14 protein-coding genes are annotated in these 13354 nt (G+C 57.2%); 5 read left to right on the forward strand and 9 right to left on the reverse strand.

The features are described from left to right. The first annotated feature begins 5 nt into the window (after positions 1 to 5). On the forward strand, positions 6 to 1226 hold the full coding sequence (gene rluB / locus JFT86_RS27575; protein ID WP_201239228.1) for a 23S rRNA pseudouridine(2605) synthase RluB: 1221 nt from the start codon (positions 6 to 8) through the stop codon (positions 1224 to 1226). 232 nt (positions 1227 to 1458) lie between these two features. Here the strand turns inward: rluB and JFT86_RS27580 are convergent, their stop codons facing one another. After that, complete coding sequence (locus tag JFT86_RS27580) at positions 1459 to 2424, reverse strand: leucyl aminopeptidase (RefSeq protein ID WP_201239229.1); 966 nt, start codon at positions 2422 to 2424, stop codon at positions 1459 to 1461. Between the two features lie 70 nt (positions 2425 to 2494). After that, entirely contained in the window at positions 2495 to 2632 is a 138-nt protein-coding gene (locus JFT86_RS27585; RefSeq protein ID WP_003222780.1) for a hypothetical protein, read from the reverse strand. A gap of 893 nt (positions 2633 to 3525) precedes the next feature. Here JFT86_RS27585 and JFT86_RS27590 point away from each other — a divergent pair. After that, positions 3526 to 4947, forward strand: a complete 1422-nt coding sequence (locus JFT86_RS27590; RefSeq protein WP_201239230.1) for an amino acid permease — start codon at positions 3526 to 3528, stop codon at positions 4945 to 4947. A gap of 54 nt (positions 4948 to 5001) precedes the next feature. On the opposite strand, the gene JFT86_RS27595 is transcribed toward JFT86_RS27590, so the two are convergent. Continuing rightward, positions 5002 to 6351 carry a serine hydroxymethyltransferase gene (locus tag JFT86_RS27595; RefSeq protein WP_201239231.1) on the reverse strand — a complete coding sequence of 450 codons (1350 nt, stop codon included), beginning with the start codon at positions 6349 to 6351 and terminating at the stop codon, positions 5002 to 5004. A 521-nt stretch (positions 6352 to 6872) separates the two neighbouring features. Here JFT86_RS27595 and JFT86_RS27600 point away from each other — a divergent pair. Together JFT86_RS27600 and JFT86_RS27605 are read left to right on the forward strand one after the other, a co-directional pair. After that, complete coding sequence (locus tag JFT86_RS27600) at positions 6873 to 7478, forward strand: helix-turn-helix domain-containing protein (protein WP_201239232.1); 606 nt, start codon at positions 6873 to 6875, stop codon at positions 7476 to 7478. Next, positions 7462 to 8340 carry a queuosine precursor transporter gene (locus JFT86_RS27605; protein ID WP_103305323.1) on the forward strand — a complete coding sequence of 293 codons (879 nt, stop codon included), beginning with the start codon at positions 7462 to 7464 and terminating at the stop codon, positions 8338 to 8340. The genes JFT86_RS27600 and JFT86_RS27605 overlap by 17 nt, the downstream gene beginning before the upstream one ends. A gap of 62 nt (positions 8341 to 8402) precedes the next feature. On the opposite strand, the gene queC is transcribed toward JFT86_RS27605, so the two are convergent. Further along, positions 8403 to 9101 (reverse strand): 7-cyano-7-deazaguanine synthase QueC, encoded by a 699-nt coding sequence (gene queC / locus JFT86_RS27610; protein WP_201239233.1) that lies wholly within the window; start codon positions 9099 to 9101, stop codon positions 8403 to 8405. 168 nt (positions 9102 to 9269) lie between these two features. Between queC and arfB the strand changes: the two genes are divergently transcribed. Beyond that, on the forward strand, positions 9270 to 9683 hold the full coding sequence (arfB, locus tag JFT86_RS27615; protein ID WP_007920134.1) for an alternative ribosome rescue aminoacyl-tRNA hydrolase ArfB: 414 nt from the start codon (positions 9270 to 9272) through the stop codon (positions 9681 to 9683). On the opposite strand, the gene JFT86_RS27620 is transcribed toward arfB, so the two are convergent. From JFT86_RS27620 to JFT86_RS27635, 5 genes are all read right to left on the reverse strand, one after another. Next, the gene (locus tag JFT86_RS27620) at positions 9680 to 10879 is read right to left on the reverse strand and encodes an MFS transporter (protein ID WP_201239234.1); all 1200 of its coding nucleotides are present in this window, start codon (positions 10877 to 10879) and stop codon (positions 9680 to 9682) included. The genes arfB and JFT86_RS27620 overlap by 4 nt on opposite strands. A 102-nt stretch (positions 10880 to 10981) precedes the next feature. After that, a complete protein-coding gene (locus JFT86_RS27625) occupies positions 10982 to 11164 on the reverse strand; it encodes a hypothetical protein (protein ID WP_042558181.1) in 183 nt (60 codons plus the stop codon). 69 nt (positions 11165 to 11233) lie between these two features. Beyond that, on the reverse strand, positions 11234 to 11365 hold the full coding sequence (locus tag JFT86_RS29350) for a hypothetical protein (RefSeq protein ID WP_016987951.1): 132 nt from the start codon (positions 11363 to 11365) through the stop codon (positions 11234 to 11236). Positions 11366 to 11697: 332 nt separating this feature from the next. Then, positions 11698 to 12891 (reverse strand): amino acid aminotransferase, encoded by a 1194-nt coding sequence (locus JFT86_RS27630; protein ID WP_201239235.1) that lies wholly within the window; start codon positions 12889 to 12891, stop codon positions 11698 to 11700. After that, on the reverse strand, positions 12891 to 13247 hold the full coding sequence (locus JFT86_RS27635; RefSeq protein WP_003222798.1) for a 4a-hydroxytetrahydrobiopterin dehydratase: 357 nt from the start codon (positions 13245 to 13247) through the stop codon (positions 12891 to 12893). Before JFT86_RS27635 ends, JFT86_RS27630 begins: the two co-directional genes overlap by 1 nt. Positions 13248 to 13354: the final 107 nt, after the last annotated feature.

Consider the following 13354-nt stretch of genomic DNA (forward strand, 5'->3'; position numbering starts at 1 on the left):
CCCAGATGAGTGACATCATTCAGAAAGACGACAAGGAAATCGGCCCAGCAGGCGAAAAACTGCAGAAAGTCCTCGCCCGTATCGGCGTCGGCTCGCGCCGTGACGTAGAAGCCTGGATCAGCCAGGGCCGGATCAAGGTCAATGGCAAAGACGCCACCCTCGGTCTGCGCGTCGACATGCACGACGCCATCACCATTGATGGCAAGGTGATCAAGCGCGAAGAAGCCGCCGAATCGGTCCGCCGCGTGATCATGTACAACAAACCCGATGGCGAGATCTGCACCCGTGACGACCCGGAAGGCCGTCCGACCGTGTTCGACAAGCTGCCGCGCCCGAAAGAAGGGCGCTGGATCAACATTGGCCGCCTCGACATCAACACCACCGGTTTGCTGATGTTCACCACCGATGGTGAACTGGCCAACCGTCTGATGCACCCGTCCTACGAGATGGACCGCGAGTACGCCGTGCGTGTACGCGGTGAAGTCGACGACGAAATGATCGAGCGCCTGAAGGCCGGCGTCGTGCTGGAAGACGGCCCGGCCAAGTTCACTGACATCAAGCAGGCGCCGGGTGGCGAAGGCTTCAACCACTGGTATCACTGCGTGGTGATGGAAGGTCGTAACCGTGAGGTTCGTCGTCTGTGGGAATCGCAAGGTCTGGTGGTCAGCCGTCTGAAGCGCGTGCGTTTCGGTCCGGTGTTTCTCAACTCTGACCTGCCGATGGGCCGCTGGCGCGAAATGAGCCAGTACGAAGTCGACATCCTCAGCGCTGAAGTGGGCCTGACGCCGGTTGCCATGCCGCAGCTGAACGCCAAGAGCAAAGACAAGCTTGAGCGTATGCAGCGCAAATCGTCGCGGCCGATGGCCAAGACCGAGCGCGTACGCACTCTGCGTCCAGCCGCTGGCGCGCCGACCGGCCCACGTCCGGGCCGCGAGCCGCAGATCGAAGGCGAGCGTCCAGGTCGCAAGCCAATCGCCCGTGACGGCGAGCGCGCTCCGCGTCCGGCCAACGGTCGCACTGAGCGTGGCGAGCGTGGTGCGCCTGCCGGTCGTGGTACGCCAGTGGCGGATCGCCCGGCGGACACCACCAACAAGCGTCCGGCCAAGCCTGCGCCGAAGCGCCCAGGGATCAAACTGGTCGACGGCGACAAGCCATCGGGCAAGCGTCGCGGTGCACCGGCTGGTTCCGGCCAGCGTCCGGGTTTCGGTCGCAAGAAGCCGGAATGAGGCAGTTGTGAGCTTTGAGCTGCAAGCTTCAAGCTAAAGCGAAAACGCCAACCTTAGGGTTGGCGTTTTTTTTCGTCTGGCGAAAGTGTTGTGGTGGCCGGCCCGACCCCATCGCGGGCAAGCCCGCTCCCACAGGTTTCATTGGTGCACATAACATCTGTGAATAACACAAAACCCTCTGGGAGCTGGCTTGCCAGCGATGAGGCCTGAAGCAGCACCATCGATTCCAGACTTAGAAAACAAATCGTCCATCAAACACTGGCTTGTCATCCAGGGCCAACACCCCACTGGAGAAGATCAGATCCAGGTGATGACTGCCCTTGGCCCCACCCCCAAGCCCCAGATGCAACCCACAATGCCGCTCTTCGAACCCCGCATTACGCGCATACAAATCCTTCACGCCTTCATTGGTGCCAATCCCCAACTCCTCAATTCGCCGGTTCGACGGATTGGCGTCCAGATACTTGTTGAAATCATGCTCAAGCCCCGGCACGTCCGTGGCGATGCGGCTGATGGTCGAGTTCTCGATCCACAACTCCAGCGGCGACTCCAGCACGCCATATTTGCGTGCAAACGGAATGGTGCTGAGGAAGGTGCCCTTGAACTTCACATGGCCATTGATTTCTTCGCTGTGAGTCGCGATCTCACCGGGCGCCAGGTCGAAGTTGCCGACACCGTTGATGTCGGTCCACTTCTTGATACTGCTCAAAGGTGTTTCAAACCGTGAGCCGTGCTCATCGGTAAAGCTCAGCGTGGTGGCCTGGGACATGCGCTGGATCAAGTGGCTGTTGAGCCCGGCAATTCGCTGTGGGGCGATGCTGAAGGTGTCAAAGAAGTAATCGCCGTAATCCTTGAACAGTAGCGACTTCTTCCAGTTTTCCGCCATCACCGATTGCAGCGCGCGGATAAATTCCGGGCCGTCAGGGCGCGGGTTGGGCAGGGTGGAAGAGTCGTAGAAGAAAATGTACAGATCGCTGTCGATAATCGCCGAGGTCAGCGCTGCGGTGCTTTCCAGATCCAGGCGTCGGGCGCTGAACGTGAAGCGTGGATGATCGCCAGCCTGTTCGGCGATGGCGCCGGTCAGCGCTTCGTAATCAGCCGTGTGGCCGAGCAATACCTTCGCCGAGTCGAGGCCGGCGAGGGCAGGGTGATGTTCGAGGTAGTAAAGGAAATGCGAGATCGCGCGGGGCTTATCCATGAGTCCTCCCTGACTGACCGAGAAAAAAGTGGCAGGCACGACCGGCCGGATCATGCCTGCCCGGGATGTCCTACAGAGGCCACATCGCCGTGCCGAACGGAACGACCGCGTCGGCTTGCATCATTTCTACGGCGGCCTCATGGGTCGGTGCTTCAAACCATTCGTCCAGTTGCAGTTCGGTATCCAAGTCTTTTTCCAGTGCTTGCATGGTCGATCTCCTAGATGACTTTCACGGTTGTGACTGGCCGGTCGAGGTGGCCGGCAAGACGTGAAGAACCTAGTTCAGGGACTTTTGTAATGCAAAAAATTATTTATTTAATTTTTAAATGAACTTTTTATTCTGTTTTCCAAGTGCTGTTTTCTTATTTAAAAACAAAAAACTAAGTGGCCGTTTTCATTAGCAAGCTAGCTACCGTCAATTTGCAGACGTCTGACGGAAATGTCTGAAGTGGAAATTTTACGTTACGCACTGTAAATAAATGTTTACGAAAATCCCGCTAAAACCCAATGGAACACCGCGCAATTCGCCGGTGTAAGGAAAAGCTGCCGGAGCCCCGCCCGCCGGGAGCTGCGCAAGGCTCTGGCGCGCTTGTTTCAGAGGCGCTTGAAGGGTGAGATGCGCCCCATGCCTGTCGTGCAGGTGCATAACAAGAAGGAGGCGCAATGAACGCCGTGACTGATCTCCACTTCTCTCCGTGGGACGGTTTTTCCCTCGTCCCCGTCGATGGCCTGCAAAGGCCTGACTCAATTTTTGCAGCCGCTCGAGCGTCTCGAGGCGGACACACGCAATCCCGGCAACCGCCACGCTGATCCAGCGGGGTCTGGCAGCAGGGGGTTAGCGGTGTACAATGCGCCGCGTTTTAACTGTGACCCTCTGCGTAATCGCGCAAAACTCAAGGCTACCCGCCTTGTTCACTCCGCCGCGTCATAAGCGTGTCGGGTTCGATTTCGTCACAGATAAAAACAAACAGGTGACGCATGACCGTTGTAATTGAGCTGAACTCCTGGTGCCTGCGCTGGGGTTTGATCGGGGCTGCTTGAAATCGCAACCTTGCAGCAACGTCTACTGAACATCATCAAACCTTGCGTGAGACCTTTTTCATGAGTGGACAACCCTCGCAATCAGGCGAGCTGAAACGCGGCCTGAAAAATCGCCACATTCAACTGATCGCCCTCGGTGGCGCGATCGGTACCGGATTGTTCCTCGGCTCGGCCGGGGTGCTGAAATCCGCCGGCCCGTCGATGATCCTCGGCTATGCCATCTGCGGCTTCATCGCCTTCATGATCATGCGCCAGTTGGGCGAAATGATCGTCGAAGAGCCGGTGGCCGGTTCCTTCAGCCATTTTGCGCACAAGTACTGGGGCGGCTTTGCCGGCTTCCTGTCGGGCTGGAACTGCTGGATCCTGTACATTCTGGTGGGCATGTCCGAGCTGACAGCCGTCGGCAAATACATTCACTATTGGGCGCCGGAGATCCCGAGCTGGGTCACCGCTGCCGCATTCTTCGTGCTGATCAACGCGATCAACCTGGCCAACGTCAAAGTCTTCGGTGAAGCCGAATTCTGGTTCGCGATCATCAAGGTCGTGGCCATCGTCGGCATGATTGCCCTCGGCAGCTACCTGCTGGTCAGCGGCCACGGCGGCCCGCAAGCCTCGGTCAGCAACCTGTGGTCCCACGGCGGCTTCTTCCCCAACGGCGTCAGCGGTCTGGTGATGGCCATGGCGATCATCATGTTTTCGTTTGGCGGTCTGGAAATGCTCGGTTTCACCGCAGCCGAGGCCGACAAGCCGAAAACCGTGATCCCGAAAGCAATCAACCAGGTGATCTACCGGATCCTGATTTTCTACATCGGCGCCCTGGTGATCCTGCTGTCGCTGACGCCATGGGACAGCCTGCTGGAAACCCTCAACGCCTCCGGCGATTCCTACAGCGGTAGCCCGTTCGTGCAAGTGTTCTCGATGCTGGGCAGTGACACCGCTGCGCACATCCTCAACTTTGTCGTGCTGACGGCGGCGCTGTCGGTCTACAACAGCGGCACCTACTGCAACAGCCGCATGTTGCTGGGTATGGCCGAGCAGGGCGATGCGCCAAAAGGTCTGGCGAAGATCGACAAACGCGGCGTGCCGGTGCGTTCGATCCTGGCTTCGGCGGCAGTGACCCTGATTGCTGTGCTGCTCAACTATTTGATCCCGCAGCATGCTCTGGAGCTGCTGATGTCGCTGGTCGTTGCGACCCTGGTGATCAACTGGGCGATGATCAGCTTCTCGCACTTCAAGTTCCGCCAGCACATGAACAAGACAAACCAGACGCCGCTGTTCAAGGCATTGTGGTATCCGTATGGCAACTACGTTTGCCTGGCGTTTGTGTTGTTCATCCTCGGCGTGATGCTGCTGATTCCGGGTATTCAGATCTCGGTGTACGCGATTCCGGTGTGGGTAGTGTTCATGTGGGTCTGCTACGTGATCAAGAACAAGCGGGGGGCGCAGCAGGCGCTGCACGCTTCGGGTTCTGTCGCGAAGTAAGCACAGCGCAAAAACAACAAACCCGGCCAAGTGCCGGGTTTTTTGTGTTCACCGTTATACGTAATCGGCGATGGGATAGGTCGTGCACAACGCCTCGGCCTCTAGGCGGAATTGCTCCTGTGAAGCCGGTTCCAGTGTGTATTCCCGCTCGCCTTGTGGCGTTACCTTGTCGAGGATCCGGCACAACAGACTGACGACTTCGCGGCATCCCTGCAGGTCAATATGACGCTGCGCGATGGAGCCGGTGCCGATGCGCAATCCGCTGGCGATGAGTGCCGGTCGAGCCTCACCGGGTACGCGATGTTTGTTGACGATGATCCCGCAATGCTCCAGCGCCTTCTCCGCAATGGCACCGGTGATGCCGCCACGCAAGCGGACGAGTACCGTGTGGTTTTCACTGCCGCCGCCCACGACTTCGTAATCATGGGCTTGAAACGCGCTGGCAAGCTCATTGGCGGTACTGCGAATCCGCGCCATATAAGCATCGAACTCCACGGACATCGCATAGCCCAGCGCGGCAGCCTTGGCCGCAATCATGTTGACGGCTGGCGCTCCCTGCATTTGCGGAAACACGGCTTGATCGAGGGCGCGGCGGAAGGTTGTCCTCAAGCCCGGAACCTTGGTATTGGCGTCCCGGCCCGACAGGATCAGGCCGCCGCGGGGCCCCATGAGTTGTTTGTGTGTGCAGGTCGTGGTGATGTGAGCTGCGTCGATCGGGCTCGGATGTCGGCCCGTGGCAACCAGTCCGGCGATATGCGAAATATCGGCGAGCAGGATCGCCCCGGCTTCATCGGCAATCTGACGAAATCGCGCAAAGTCCACGGCCCGCGAATAGGCTGTGGCGCCGCACATAATGATGCGCGGGCGATGAGCAAGCGCCAAGCTGCGCACGTTGTCGTAATCGATGGCGCCGTCAGATGTCGTTCCGTACTGAATCGCCTTGTAGTAGGCGCCCGAGAATGCTTTGGAACTGCCATGGGTGAGGTCGCCGCCGTGTTCAACGGCCATGCCCAGCAAGGTGTCGCCCGGCTCAAGCAGTGCCGTGAGCACCTGGTAAGTGGCGTTCGACGCCGAGTGTGATTGCACGTTTGCGTATTGGGCGCCGAACAGTTCTCGCGCCCTGCGGATGGCCAGCGATTCGACCAGGTCGACGTTCTCGCAGCCGGCGTTGTAACGCCGGCCTGGCATTCCCTCGGCGGTGACGTTGACCAGCGCCGACGCGGAGGCCGCAAGGGTTCGCGGCTTGACCGCGCAGGAGGAAGAGACCAGCGACAACACGCGGTGCTGCCGCGCGACCTCAGCGTCGAGAATCCCCGCCAACTCGGCATCTTCCTTACGAAGATCCGCCAGGCCCTTTCGCAGTAAGTCAGCCTGGTTCATCAGCGGTTCAGTTTTGACTGCCATGATTCGTATTCCTTCCATGTTTGCTGCGTACTGCGAACAACAGCACGCCTTCCTTGGTTTCACATCTGTGCGTACATCCGTACGTGCCAACCGGTACAGGCGCATTCCGTGTTTTGCGGGCAATGCGCGCAAAACTGACGCCTGTACAAGCCACCACTGCTCCTGCGTTTTCGATCGCTGATCGGAGAAGGGAAGCTCGACGCATCATAGGTTTTTCGGTGAGGAACGCCAGAAAATTAATCAGAAAAATGAACATTGTTCAAATAAAATGATTCTTTTTTTAGTGCTGGAAGGTGTAAAAATGCGTCGGGAAGGGTGTACGGTTGATGACGGCCAGAACTAACGAGTCGGTACACGTCGTGAAGTAACTGACGTTTGTACCGAAACCAAGGATGGAGAATGCTATGATCGCTGGCGGTTCCAATACCAGTACAACTATCTGCATGGTTTTCCTGTGTGACCACTGAATGCTCGTTCGTGGCGTGTTTCTAATTGCCTTTATAAAAAGATGGTAAGCATTTATGCACAGAAGAGAAAGATCGGAGAATCTGAAAAACAACATTAAATACTTGATAAAGAGTCGCGGGGAGACGCAACTGTCGCTGTGCAATTCCAGTGGATTGACCAGAACGACCATCTACAACATTCTTGAGGGCAAGGTGGTCAACGTACAGCACGCCACCGTGCGCAAGATTTCTGATTTCTTTGGTGTTTCATATGAAGAAATAGAGACGATTGATTTTGAAGAAAAGGAAATAATCGATAACAGCATCTCTCCTCAGGGGAATATGAATCCGGCGGCCGTTCCGGTCATAAAAGAGAGCCTGCTGCTTCAGAATCTTGAAAAACGTATTGGTGAGTTGGCAACAATCTATCCACTGACTTATTACTTTGGTGCGTCCTTCAATCTGATCGGTGTGCTGCTGGAAAACGAGATCAGTGGAATGAATGAGCCAGGCGATTTATTGATCGTGCAGAAGGGGGCGTCGAGCAGCGATAGGGAAAAGCTGGTGTATGACAAAGTCAGCAAGAAGTTATTCATAATGGATGAGGTTGGCCCTGACACGGATCGCGTTTGTGTGGTCGGGGATATAATCGAGGAACGATTTAATGGATTGCAGCGTTGAAACGGAAAACAGCAAATACAAGCTGCTAGGGTTTGAAAACGGGAAAAGCCTGGCCGTGATCATGGTCATTGCGACCGGCAAGATAATTAAAATAAAGCTCAGTGAAGTGTTGAATAGTGAGATTATGGATAATCTAAACAAGATAGAAGTAAAAAACCTCTACAAAAAGTTTTATTCTCAGGGTGGAGCACTCACCGCCTACGAAATCAATGACCGCCATGAGAGTTCCTGGATGATTTACATCATTCTGAACCTGATGCTGTTCACGCTGTACATCTTCACCAGTATTGCTGCGACGAAGCCGATTTATCTGGAATATTTCGACATTGTCGTGACGCCGGGCACCTTTCTTTATCCGTTGACGTTTCTGATCGTCGATTTGCTGAACGAGACGTTTGGTCTCCGACTTGCACGAAAGGCGATTCTTTTTGCCTTTATCAGTAATGCGGCCATTATCATTTTGCTGGCTATTACCACCCACCTTCCTGGGCTGCCGGGCTGGAAGCTTGATGGGCCTTACAATGACGTCATCAGTCAACTGTCATCGGTACTGGTCGCTTCGTCGATCTCGTTCCTGGTCTCGGAAAACATAAACTCTTACTTGTTGTGCAAGATCAAGGAACTGACCAACTCGAGATTTCTGTTTTTGCGGGTGTTCTTGAGTACGCTGTTTGCGGTGATAATCGACAGTTTCCTTTTCTGTTATATCGCCTTTTATGGAAAGATGGACAATAGCGCGATATTGAGCATGATCTATGTTCAGATAGCGATAAAAGTCGGTTTTGCCTTCTTTAACGTGCTGCCTGCTTATGGGGCAAGATCCCTGTTCAAGAAGTATTTGACGGGCGCTCAAACTCAGTAAGATTCAAAGCGCGCTCACTAAATGAACTCATGCTTTAGTGAGCGCTTCAGAGGCGGTTTGTTTTACTTCAAGTTCAATTTTGTTTTCAGGCTGTGCGTCACCTGGTCTTTGTTGTTCAGGAATTCATTCAAACCTTTCGCACGAAGATTACACGCATCGCAATCGGAACATCCGCTACCTTTGATGCCGTTGTAACAGGTCAGCGTTTCGTTACGAACCAGATCCAGTTGATTGTGATAGTCAGCCAGCGCCCAGGTTTCTGCCTTGTTCAGCCACATCAGTGGCGTATCGAGTTGCAACTTGTAATCCATGCCTAGCTCAAGAGCTTTGTTCAGGGCCTTGACGAACTCATCCCGGCAATCAGGGTAGCCAGAAAAGTCTGTTTCACACACGCCAGTGATGACAGTCCTGGCCTGGACTTGATAGGCGTAGATAGACGCCAGGGTCAAAAACAGAATATTCCTTCCCGGGACGAAAGTGCTCGGCAGGCTCTCTCCGGAGCTATTCACGGTCGGGACCGGAATGTTGTCGCGCGTCAGGCTGCTGATGGCGAGCTCATTGAGCAAGGACACATCCATGGTTTTATGCACGGTCACGCCGAGCTTTTTAGCGAGGTGCTGAGCAACTTCGATTTCCGCGTGATGGCGCTGACCATAGTCAAACGTGATGCAGTGAATTTCATCGTAGTGCGTCAGTGCGTGGATCAGGCAGGTGGTCGAGTCCTGTCCGCCGCTGAACACGATAACTGCTTTGTTGGTCATGCTTATGCTTCCTGCATTGATGTAGTGTGGACAAAGACTGGAATGGTAACTCAAACACGGCGGCAGCCCGATTCAAATGACGCGCAGGCTCAATCCTGTAGTGGAACTTCGGCGGGTCAGGGATCTATTTCGCGGTATCCTGCGCGCTCTGAATACGGACGCTTTTCCATGCTGGTAATTTCCAACAACGTGCATCTGCCGGATGCCGAAATTGAATTGACGGCCATTCGCGCCCAGGGCGCCGGTGGGCAGAACGTCAATAAGGTCTCCAGCGCCATGCACCTGCGCTTCGACATTCCGGCCTCGTCCTTGCCCGAGTTTTACAAGGAGCGACTGCTGGCGCTGCGCGACAGTCGCATCACCAGCGATGGCGTGTTGATCATCAAGGCTCAGCAATACCGCACGCAGGAGGCCAACCGTGCCGATGCGCTGGAGCGTCTGGTCGAACTGATCCTCAGTGCCACCAAAGTCGAAAAGAAACGTCGTCCGACCAAGCCGACGCTCGGTTCAAAGAAGCGTCGGCTTGAGTCGAAGACCAAGCGCGGCAGCATCAAGGCCGGGCGGGGCAAGGTGGATTTCTAGTCTTCGCGATACTTGGCGGTGTGCTTGTACAGATACACGCTCAATGCCAGGCCACTCAGCGAGGCGAGGGCGGCGAAGAGGAAGATCGATGCGAAGCCGAATCCGGCGGCAATCGCCCCGGCCAGCGGCCCGGTGATCCCCAGCGACAGATCAATGAACAGCGAGTAGGCGCCCACCGCCGCGCCACGGCTGGACGCTGGCACCAGGTTCACTGCTTCAACGCCCAGCGCCGGGAACACCAGCGAGAAGCCGAAGCCGCTCAACGCCGCACCGGCCAATGCCCAATGCGCATCCGGCGCCAGCCACAGCAGCAACAGGCCGAGGGTTTCCACTGACAGGCAGGCAATCGCCACGCGGAAGCCGCCGAGGCGGTTGATCAGGTTGCCGAACAGCAGTCGCGCGCCGATGAAACTGGCGCCGAACAGGCTCAGGCACAGCACCGCGTTGTCCCAGTGCTGAGTGGCGTAATACAGGGTGATGAATGTCGCGATGGTGCCGAAGCCGATCGAGCCCAAGGCCAGCCCGCAACCATGCGGGAATACGCGTCCGAGCACGTGCATGAATGGCAAACGCTCACCGGCAACGATCGGCGCGGCGGTTTTTGGCCACGCCAGCAACAGGCCCAGCGCGGCCAGCAAGATGATGCTGACGCCCATGCTCCACAGGCCCAATTGGCCGACCAGCCACACTCCGAACGGTGCGCCGACCGCCAGTGCGCCATAGCTGGCGATGCCGTTCCACGAGATCACTTTGGCGGTGTTCGCTGCGCCGACGCGGCCAATGCCCCAGCCAATCGAGCCGGAGCCGACGAGGCTTTCCGCGCTGCCCAGCACCAGGCGGCCGATCAACAGACTGATCAGACTGAGCATCGGCATGTTCGGTGTCCACGCGGAAATCAGCATGAACACGCCGCTCAAACCGCACCCGGCCAAGCCATACATCACCGCGAGTTTGCTGCCCTTGTTGTCGATGATCTTGCCGGCGTACGGACGGCTGAGCAGGGTCGCGAGGTATTGCACGCTGATCACCAGGCCCGCGATCACCGTGCCGAAGCCCAGATCACTGTGGACATAACCCGGCAGTACAGCGAGCGGGATGCCGATGTTCAGGTAGCCGATGAAGGTGAAGAGGACGATGGAAACGACTTGCAGCGTGACCGCCAGGGGACGCTGGGGCTCTGACTTGGAGAACGACATGGGTAACGATCCACGGGAGCAGCAGATTAGATAGGCTGCTCATGATACCGACGCGAAGCGCTCTGAGGCGGGAAAAGTAAAACTATTTGCCGGGCGGCGGCTTCAGGGTTTGGCCGGTGCGACCAGTTGCGTGGTGACCAGCGCGGCGAGGGCGTTTTCTTCGCTGCCGAAGCGGGCAAGCAGGGCGGCCTGTTTTTCCGGGGAGAGACGGCTCCAGATCTCGATCATTTTCTCGGTGGCGCCGATCAGGACGGCGGCTTGGCTTTCGGAGAATTCGTCGGTCATGGCGGGCTCGGTTTCAGGCAGTGTGGAAAGCGCATGTTAGCGCTTTCCACACGGTCTGTACGACGGGTCTTACTCTTCGTTGTCGGCCGGGCGGCTCTCAACGGCTTCTTTCGGCTCGGGCTGCCCCGCGCCGGCTTGTTGCGTGGTCGTCTGCTCAGGTACGTGCAGGCTTGGGAAGGGGAGATTAGGAATCTCGTGCATGGTTGCGCTCCTCGCTAAGTCTGTTGATAGATCTGGTAGATCCGCGCTTCTGAAAAAGCCTGCGCAGGATACAGCAGGAAAAATGACAATCAGACTTTTAATTGAAATTAATGCGACAGATGGCCGCAGGGGGGCGGAACAGAGGATCACCGAGGATGCAAATGTGGGAGCGAGCCTTTATGGCGAGGGGATTTATCCCCGATGGGCTGCGAAGCAGCCCCAAACCCTGCAATCGCGGAGCGTCTGATACTCCGCGGTCAATGGGTTACGGCTGCTTCGCAGCCGGTCGGGGATAAATCCCCTCACCACAGGGCTCACTCCTACAGGGGGATTTACTTGCAGACGTTGGCGATGGCTTCGGCCAGCAGCGCGAGGCGCGTGGCGTCGATGCCGGCGACGTTGGCCCGGCCCGAGCTGACCATGTACACGCTGTGGTGATCGCGCAGTTGTTTCACCTGCTCCGGCGACAGGCCGGTGTAAGAAAACATCCCGCGTTGCACGCCAATGTGCGCAAAACGTTCGCGCAAGCCGTGTGGCTCCAGCGCTTCCACCAGGCCGCTGCGCAACTGGGCGATGCGCAAGCGCATGGCTTCCACTTCGTCGGCCCAGCGGCTTTTCAGTTCCGGGTCGGCGAGGATGGTCGCGACAACCGCTGCACCGTGATCCGGCGGCGTCGACCACAGGTTGCGGGCAATGTTGGCCAGTTGGCTGCGGATGTCGATGAGCTTGTCGGCAGTTTTCGCGCAGACGATCAACGCCCCGGTGCGGTCGCGATACAGGCCGAAGTTCTTCGAGCAGGAACTGGTGATCAGCAGCTCCGGCACCTCGGCGGCGAACAGTCGGGTCGACCACGCATCCTGCTCCAGACCATCGCCAAAACCCTGGTAGGCGAAGTCGATCAGCGGCAGCAGATTACGGCTGCGCACGACGTCGAGCACGCGTTGCCAGTCGTCGTGGTTCAAGTCGAAACCGGTCGGGTTGTGGCAGCCCGCGTGCAGCAGCACCACATCACCTTTCGGCACTTCGTTGAGCACGGCGAGCATGGCGTCGACGTCGAGGCAGTTGTCGCTGCCGACGTACGGGTAGTGACTGACCTTGACCCCGGCCGCGGCGAAAATGGTTTCGTGGATCGGCCAGGTCGGGTTGCTCAACCACACGCCTTTGCCCGGTATGCACTGGGCGATGAAATCGGCGGCCAGACGCAGGGCACCGGTGCCGCCCGGCGTCTGGGTAGCGCCAGCACGTTGTTCAGCGATCAACTTTGAGTCGGCGCCGAGCACCAGCTCATTGATGACTTTGCCGAACAGCGGATTGCCGTGGCCACCGATGTAGGTCTTGGTGTCCTGGCTTTTGACCAGCCGCGCTTCAGCGATTTTCACCGCTTCAGGGATCGGCGTCAGGCCCTGGGCATCCTTGTAGACGCCAACGCCGAGGTCGAACTTGCGCGGGTTGTTGTCCTGCGCATAGGCCTCCATCAAACCGAGGATCGGGTCGCCGGGTACCCGGCCGATGGCGTCGAAGTGCATTACTTGCGTCCTTCTGCGGTCTTGGCCACTTCGTCAGTGCGCGCGGCCATGATGAAGTCGTTGCGGTGCAGGCCTTTGATCGAGTGGCTCCACCAGGTCACGGTGACTTTGCCCCACTCGGTGAGCAGGCCCGGGTGATGACCTTCAGCCTCGGAGATCTCGCCGACGGCGTTGGTGAAGGCCAGCGCGTGCTTGAAGTTCTTGAACAGGAAAACCTTCTCCAACTGCATGATGCTGTCGCGCACTTCGATGTTCCAGTCAGGGATCTGCTTGATCAGGATCGGCAGTTCTTCGTCGCTGACTTGTGGCGCATCGGCGCGGCAGGCTTCGCAGTGGGCTTGGTTCAAAGTGGACATGATTGGATTCCTGAGATCGGGTGTCTTTTTTATAAGAACTGTTACGGGCGTCAATGCCGTCACGCTAAACCAAAGCCGCGACGACGGACAGACTCACTTGTCACTAA

It is taken from the genome of Pseudomonas sp. TH06 (genome assembly GCF_016651305.1).
Lineage (GTDB): Bacteria > Pseudomonadota > Gammaproteobacteria > Pseudomonadales > Pseudomonadaceae > Aquipseudomonas.

Bases quoted from the DNA above. Each gene is read 5' to 3' on its own strand.
- rluB (WP_201239228.1), top strand. From the start codon at position 6: ATGAGTGACATCATTCAGAAAGACGACAAGGAAATCGGCCCAGCAGGC.
- JFT86_RS27580 (WP_201239229.1), bottom strand. From the start codon at position 2,424: ATGGATAAGCCCCGCGCGATCTCGCATTTCCTTTACTACCTCGAACAT.
- JFT86_RS27585 (WP_003222780.1), bottom strand. From the start codon at position 2,632: ATGCAAGCACTGGAAAAAGACTTGGATACCGAACTGCAACTGGACGAA.
- JFT86_RS27590 (WP_201239230.1), top strand. From the start codon at position 3,526: ATGAGTGGACAACCCTCGCAATCAGGCGAGCTGAAACGCGGCCTGAAA.
- JFT86_RS27595 (WP_201239231.1), bottom strand. From the start codon at position 6,351: ATGGCAGTCAAAACTGAACCGCTGATGAACCAGGCTGACTTACTGCGA.
- JFT86_RS27600 (WP_201239232.1), top strand. From the start codon at position 6,873: ATGCACAGAAGAGAAAGATCGGAGAATCTGAAAAACAACATTAAATAC.
- JFT86_RS27605 (WP_103305323.1), top strand. From the start codon at position 7,462: ATGGATTGCAGCGTTGAAACGGAAAACAGCAAATACAAGCTGCTAGGG.
- queC (WP_201239233.1), bottom strand. From the start codon at position 9,101: ATGACCAACAAAGCAGTTATCGTGTTCAGCGGCGGACAGGACTCGACC.
- arfB (WP_007920134.1), top strand. From the start codon at position 9,270: ATGCTGGTAATTTCCAACAACGTGCATCTGCCGGATGCCGAAATTGAA.
- JFT86_RS27620 (WP_201239234.1), bottom strand. From the start codon at position 10,879: ATGTCGTTCTCCAAGTCAGAGCCCCAGCGTCCCCTGGCGGTCACGCTG.
- JFT86_RS27625 (WP_042558181.1), bottom strand. From the start codon at position 11,164: ATGACCGACGAATTCTCCGAAAGCCAAGCCGCCGTCCTGATCGGCGCC.
- JFT86_RS29350 (WP_016987951.1), bottom strand. From the start codon at position 11,365: ATGCACGAGATTCCTAATCTCCCCTTCCCAAGCCTGCACGTACCTGAG.
- JFT86_RS27630 (WP_201239235.1), bottom strand. From the start codon at position 12,891: ATGCACTTCGACGCCATCGGCCGGGTACCCGGCGACCCGATCCTCGGT.
- JFT86_RS27635 (WP_003222798.1), bottom strand. From the start codon at position 13,247: ATGTCCACTTTGAACCAAGCCCACTGCGAAGCCTGCCGCGCCGATGCG.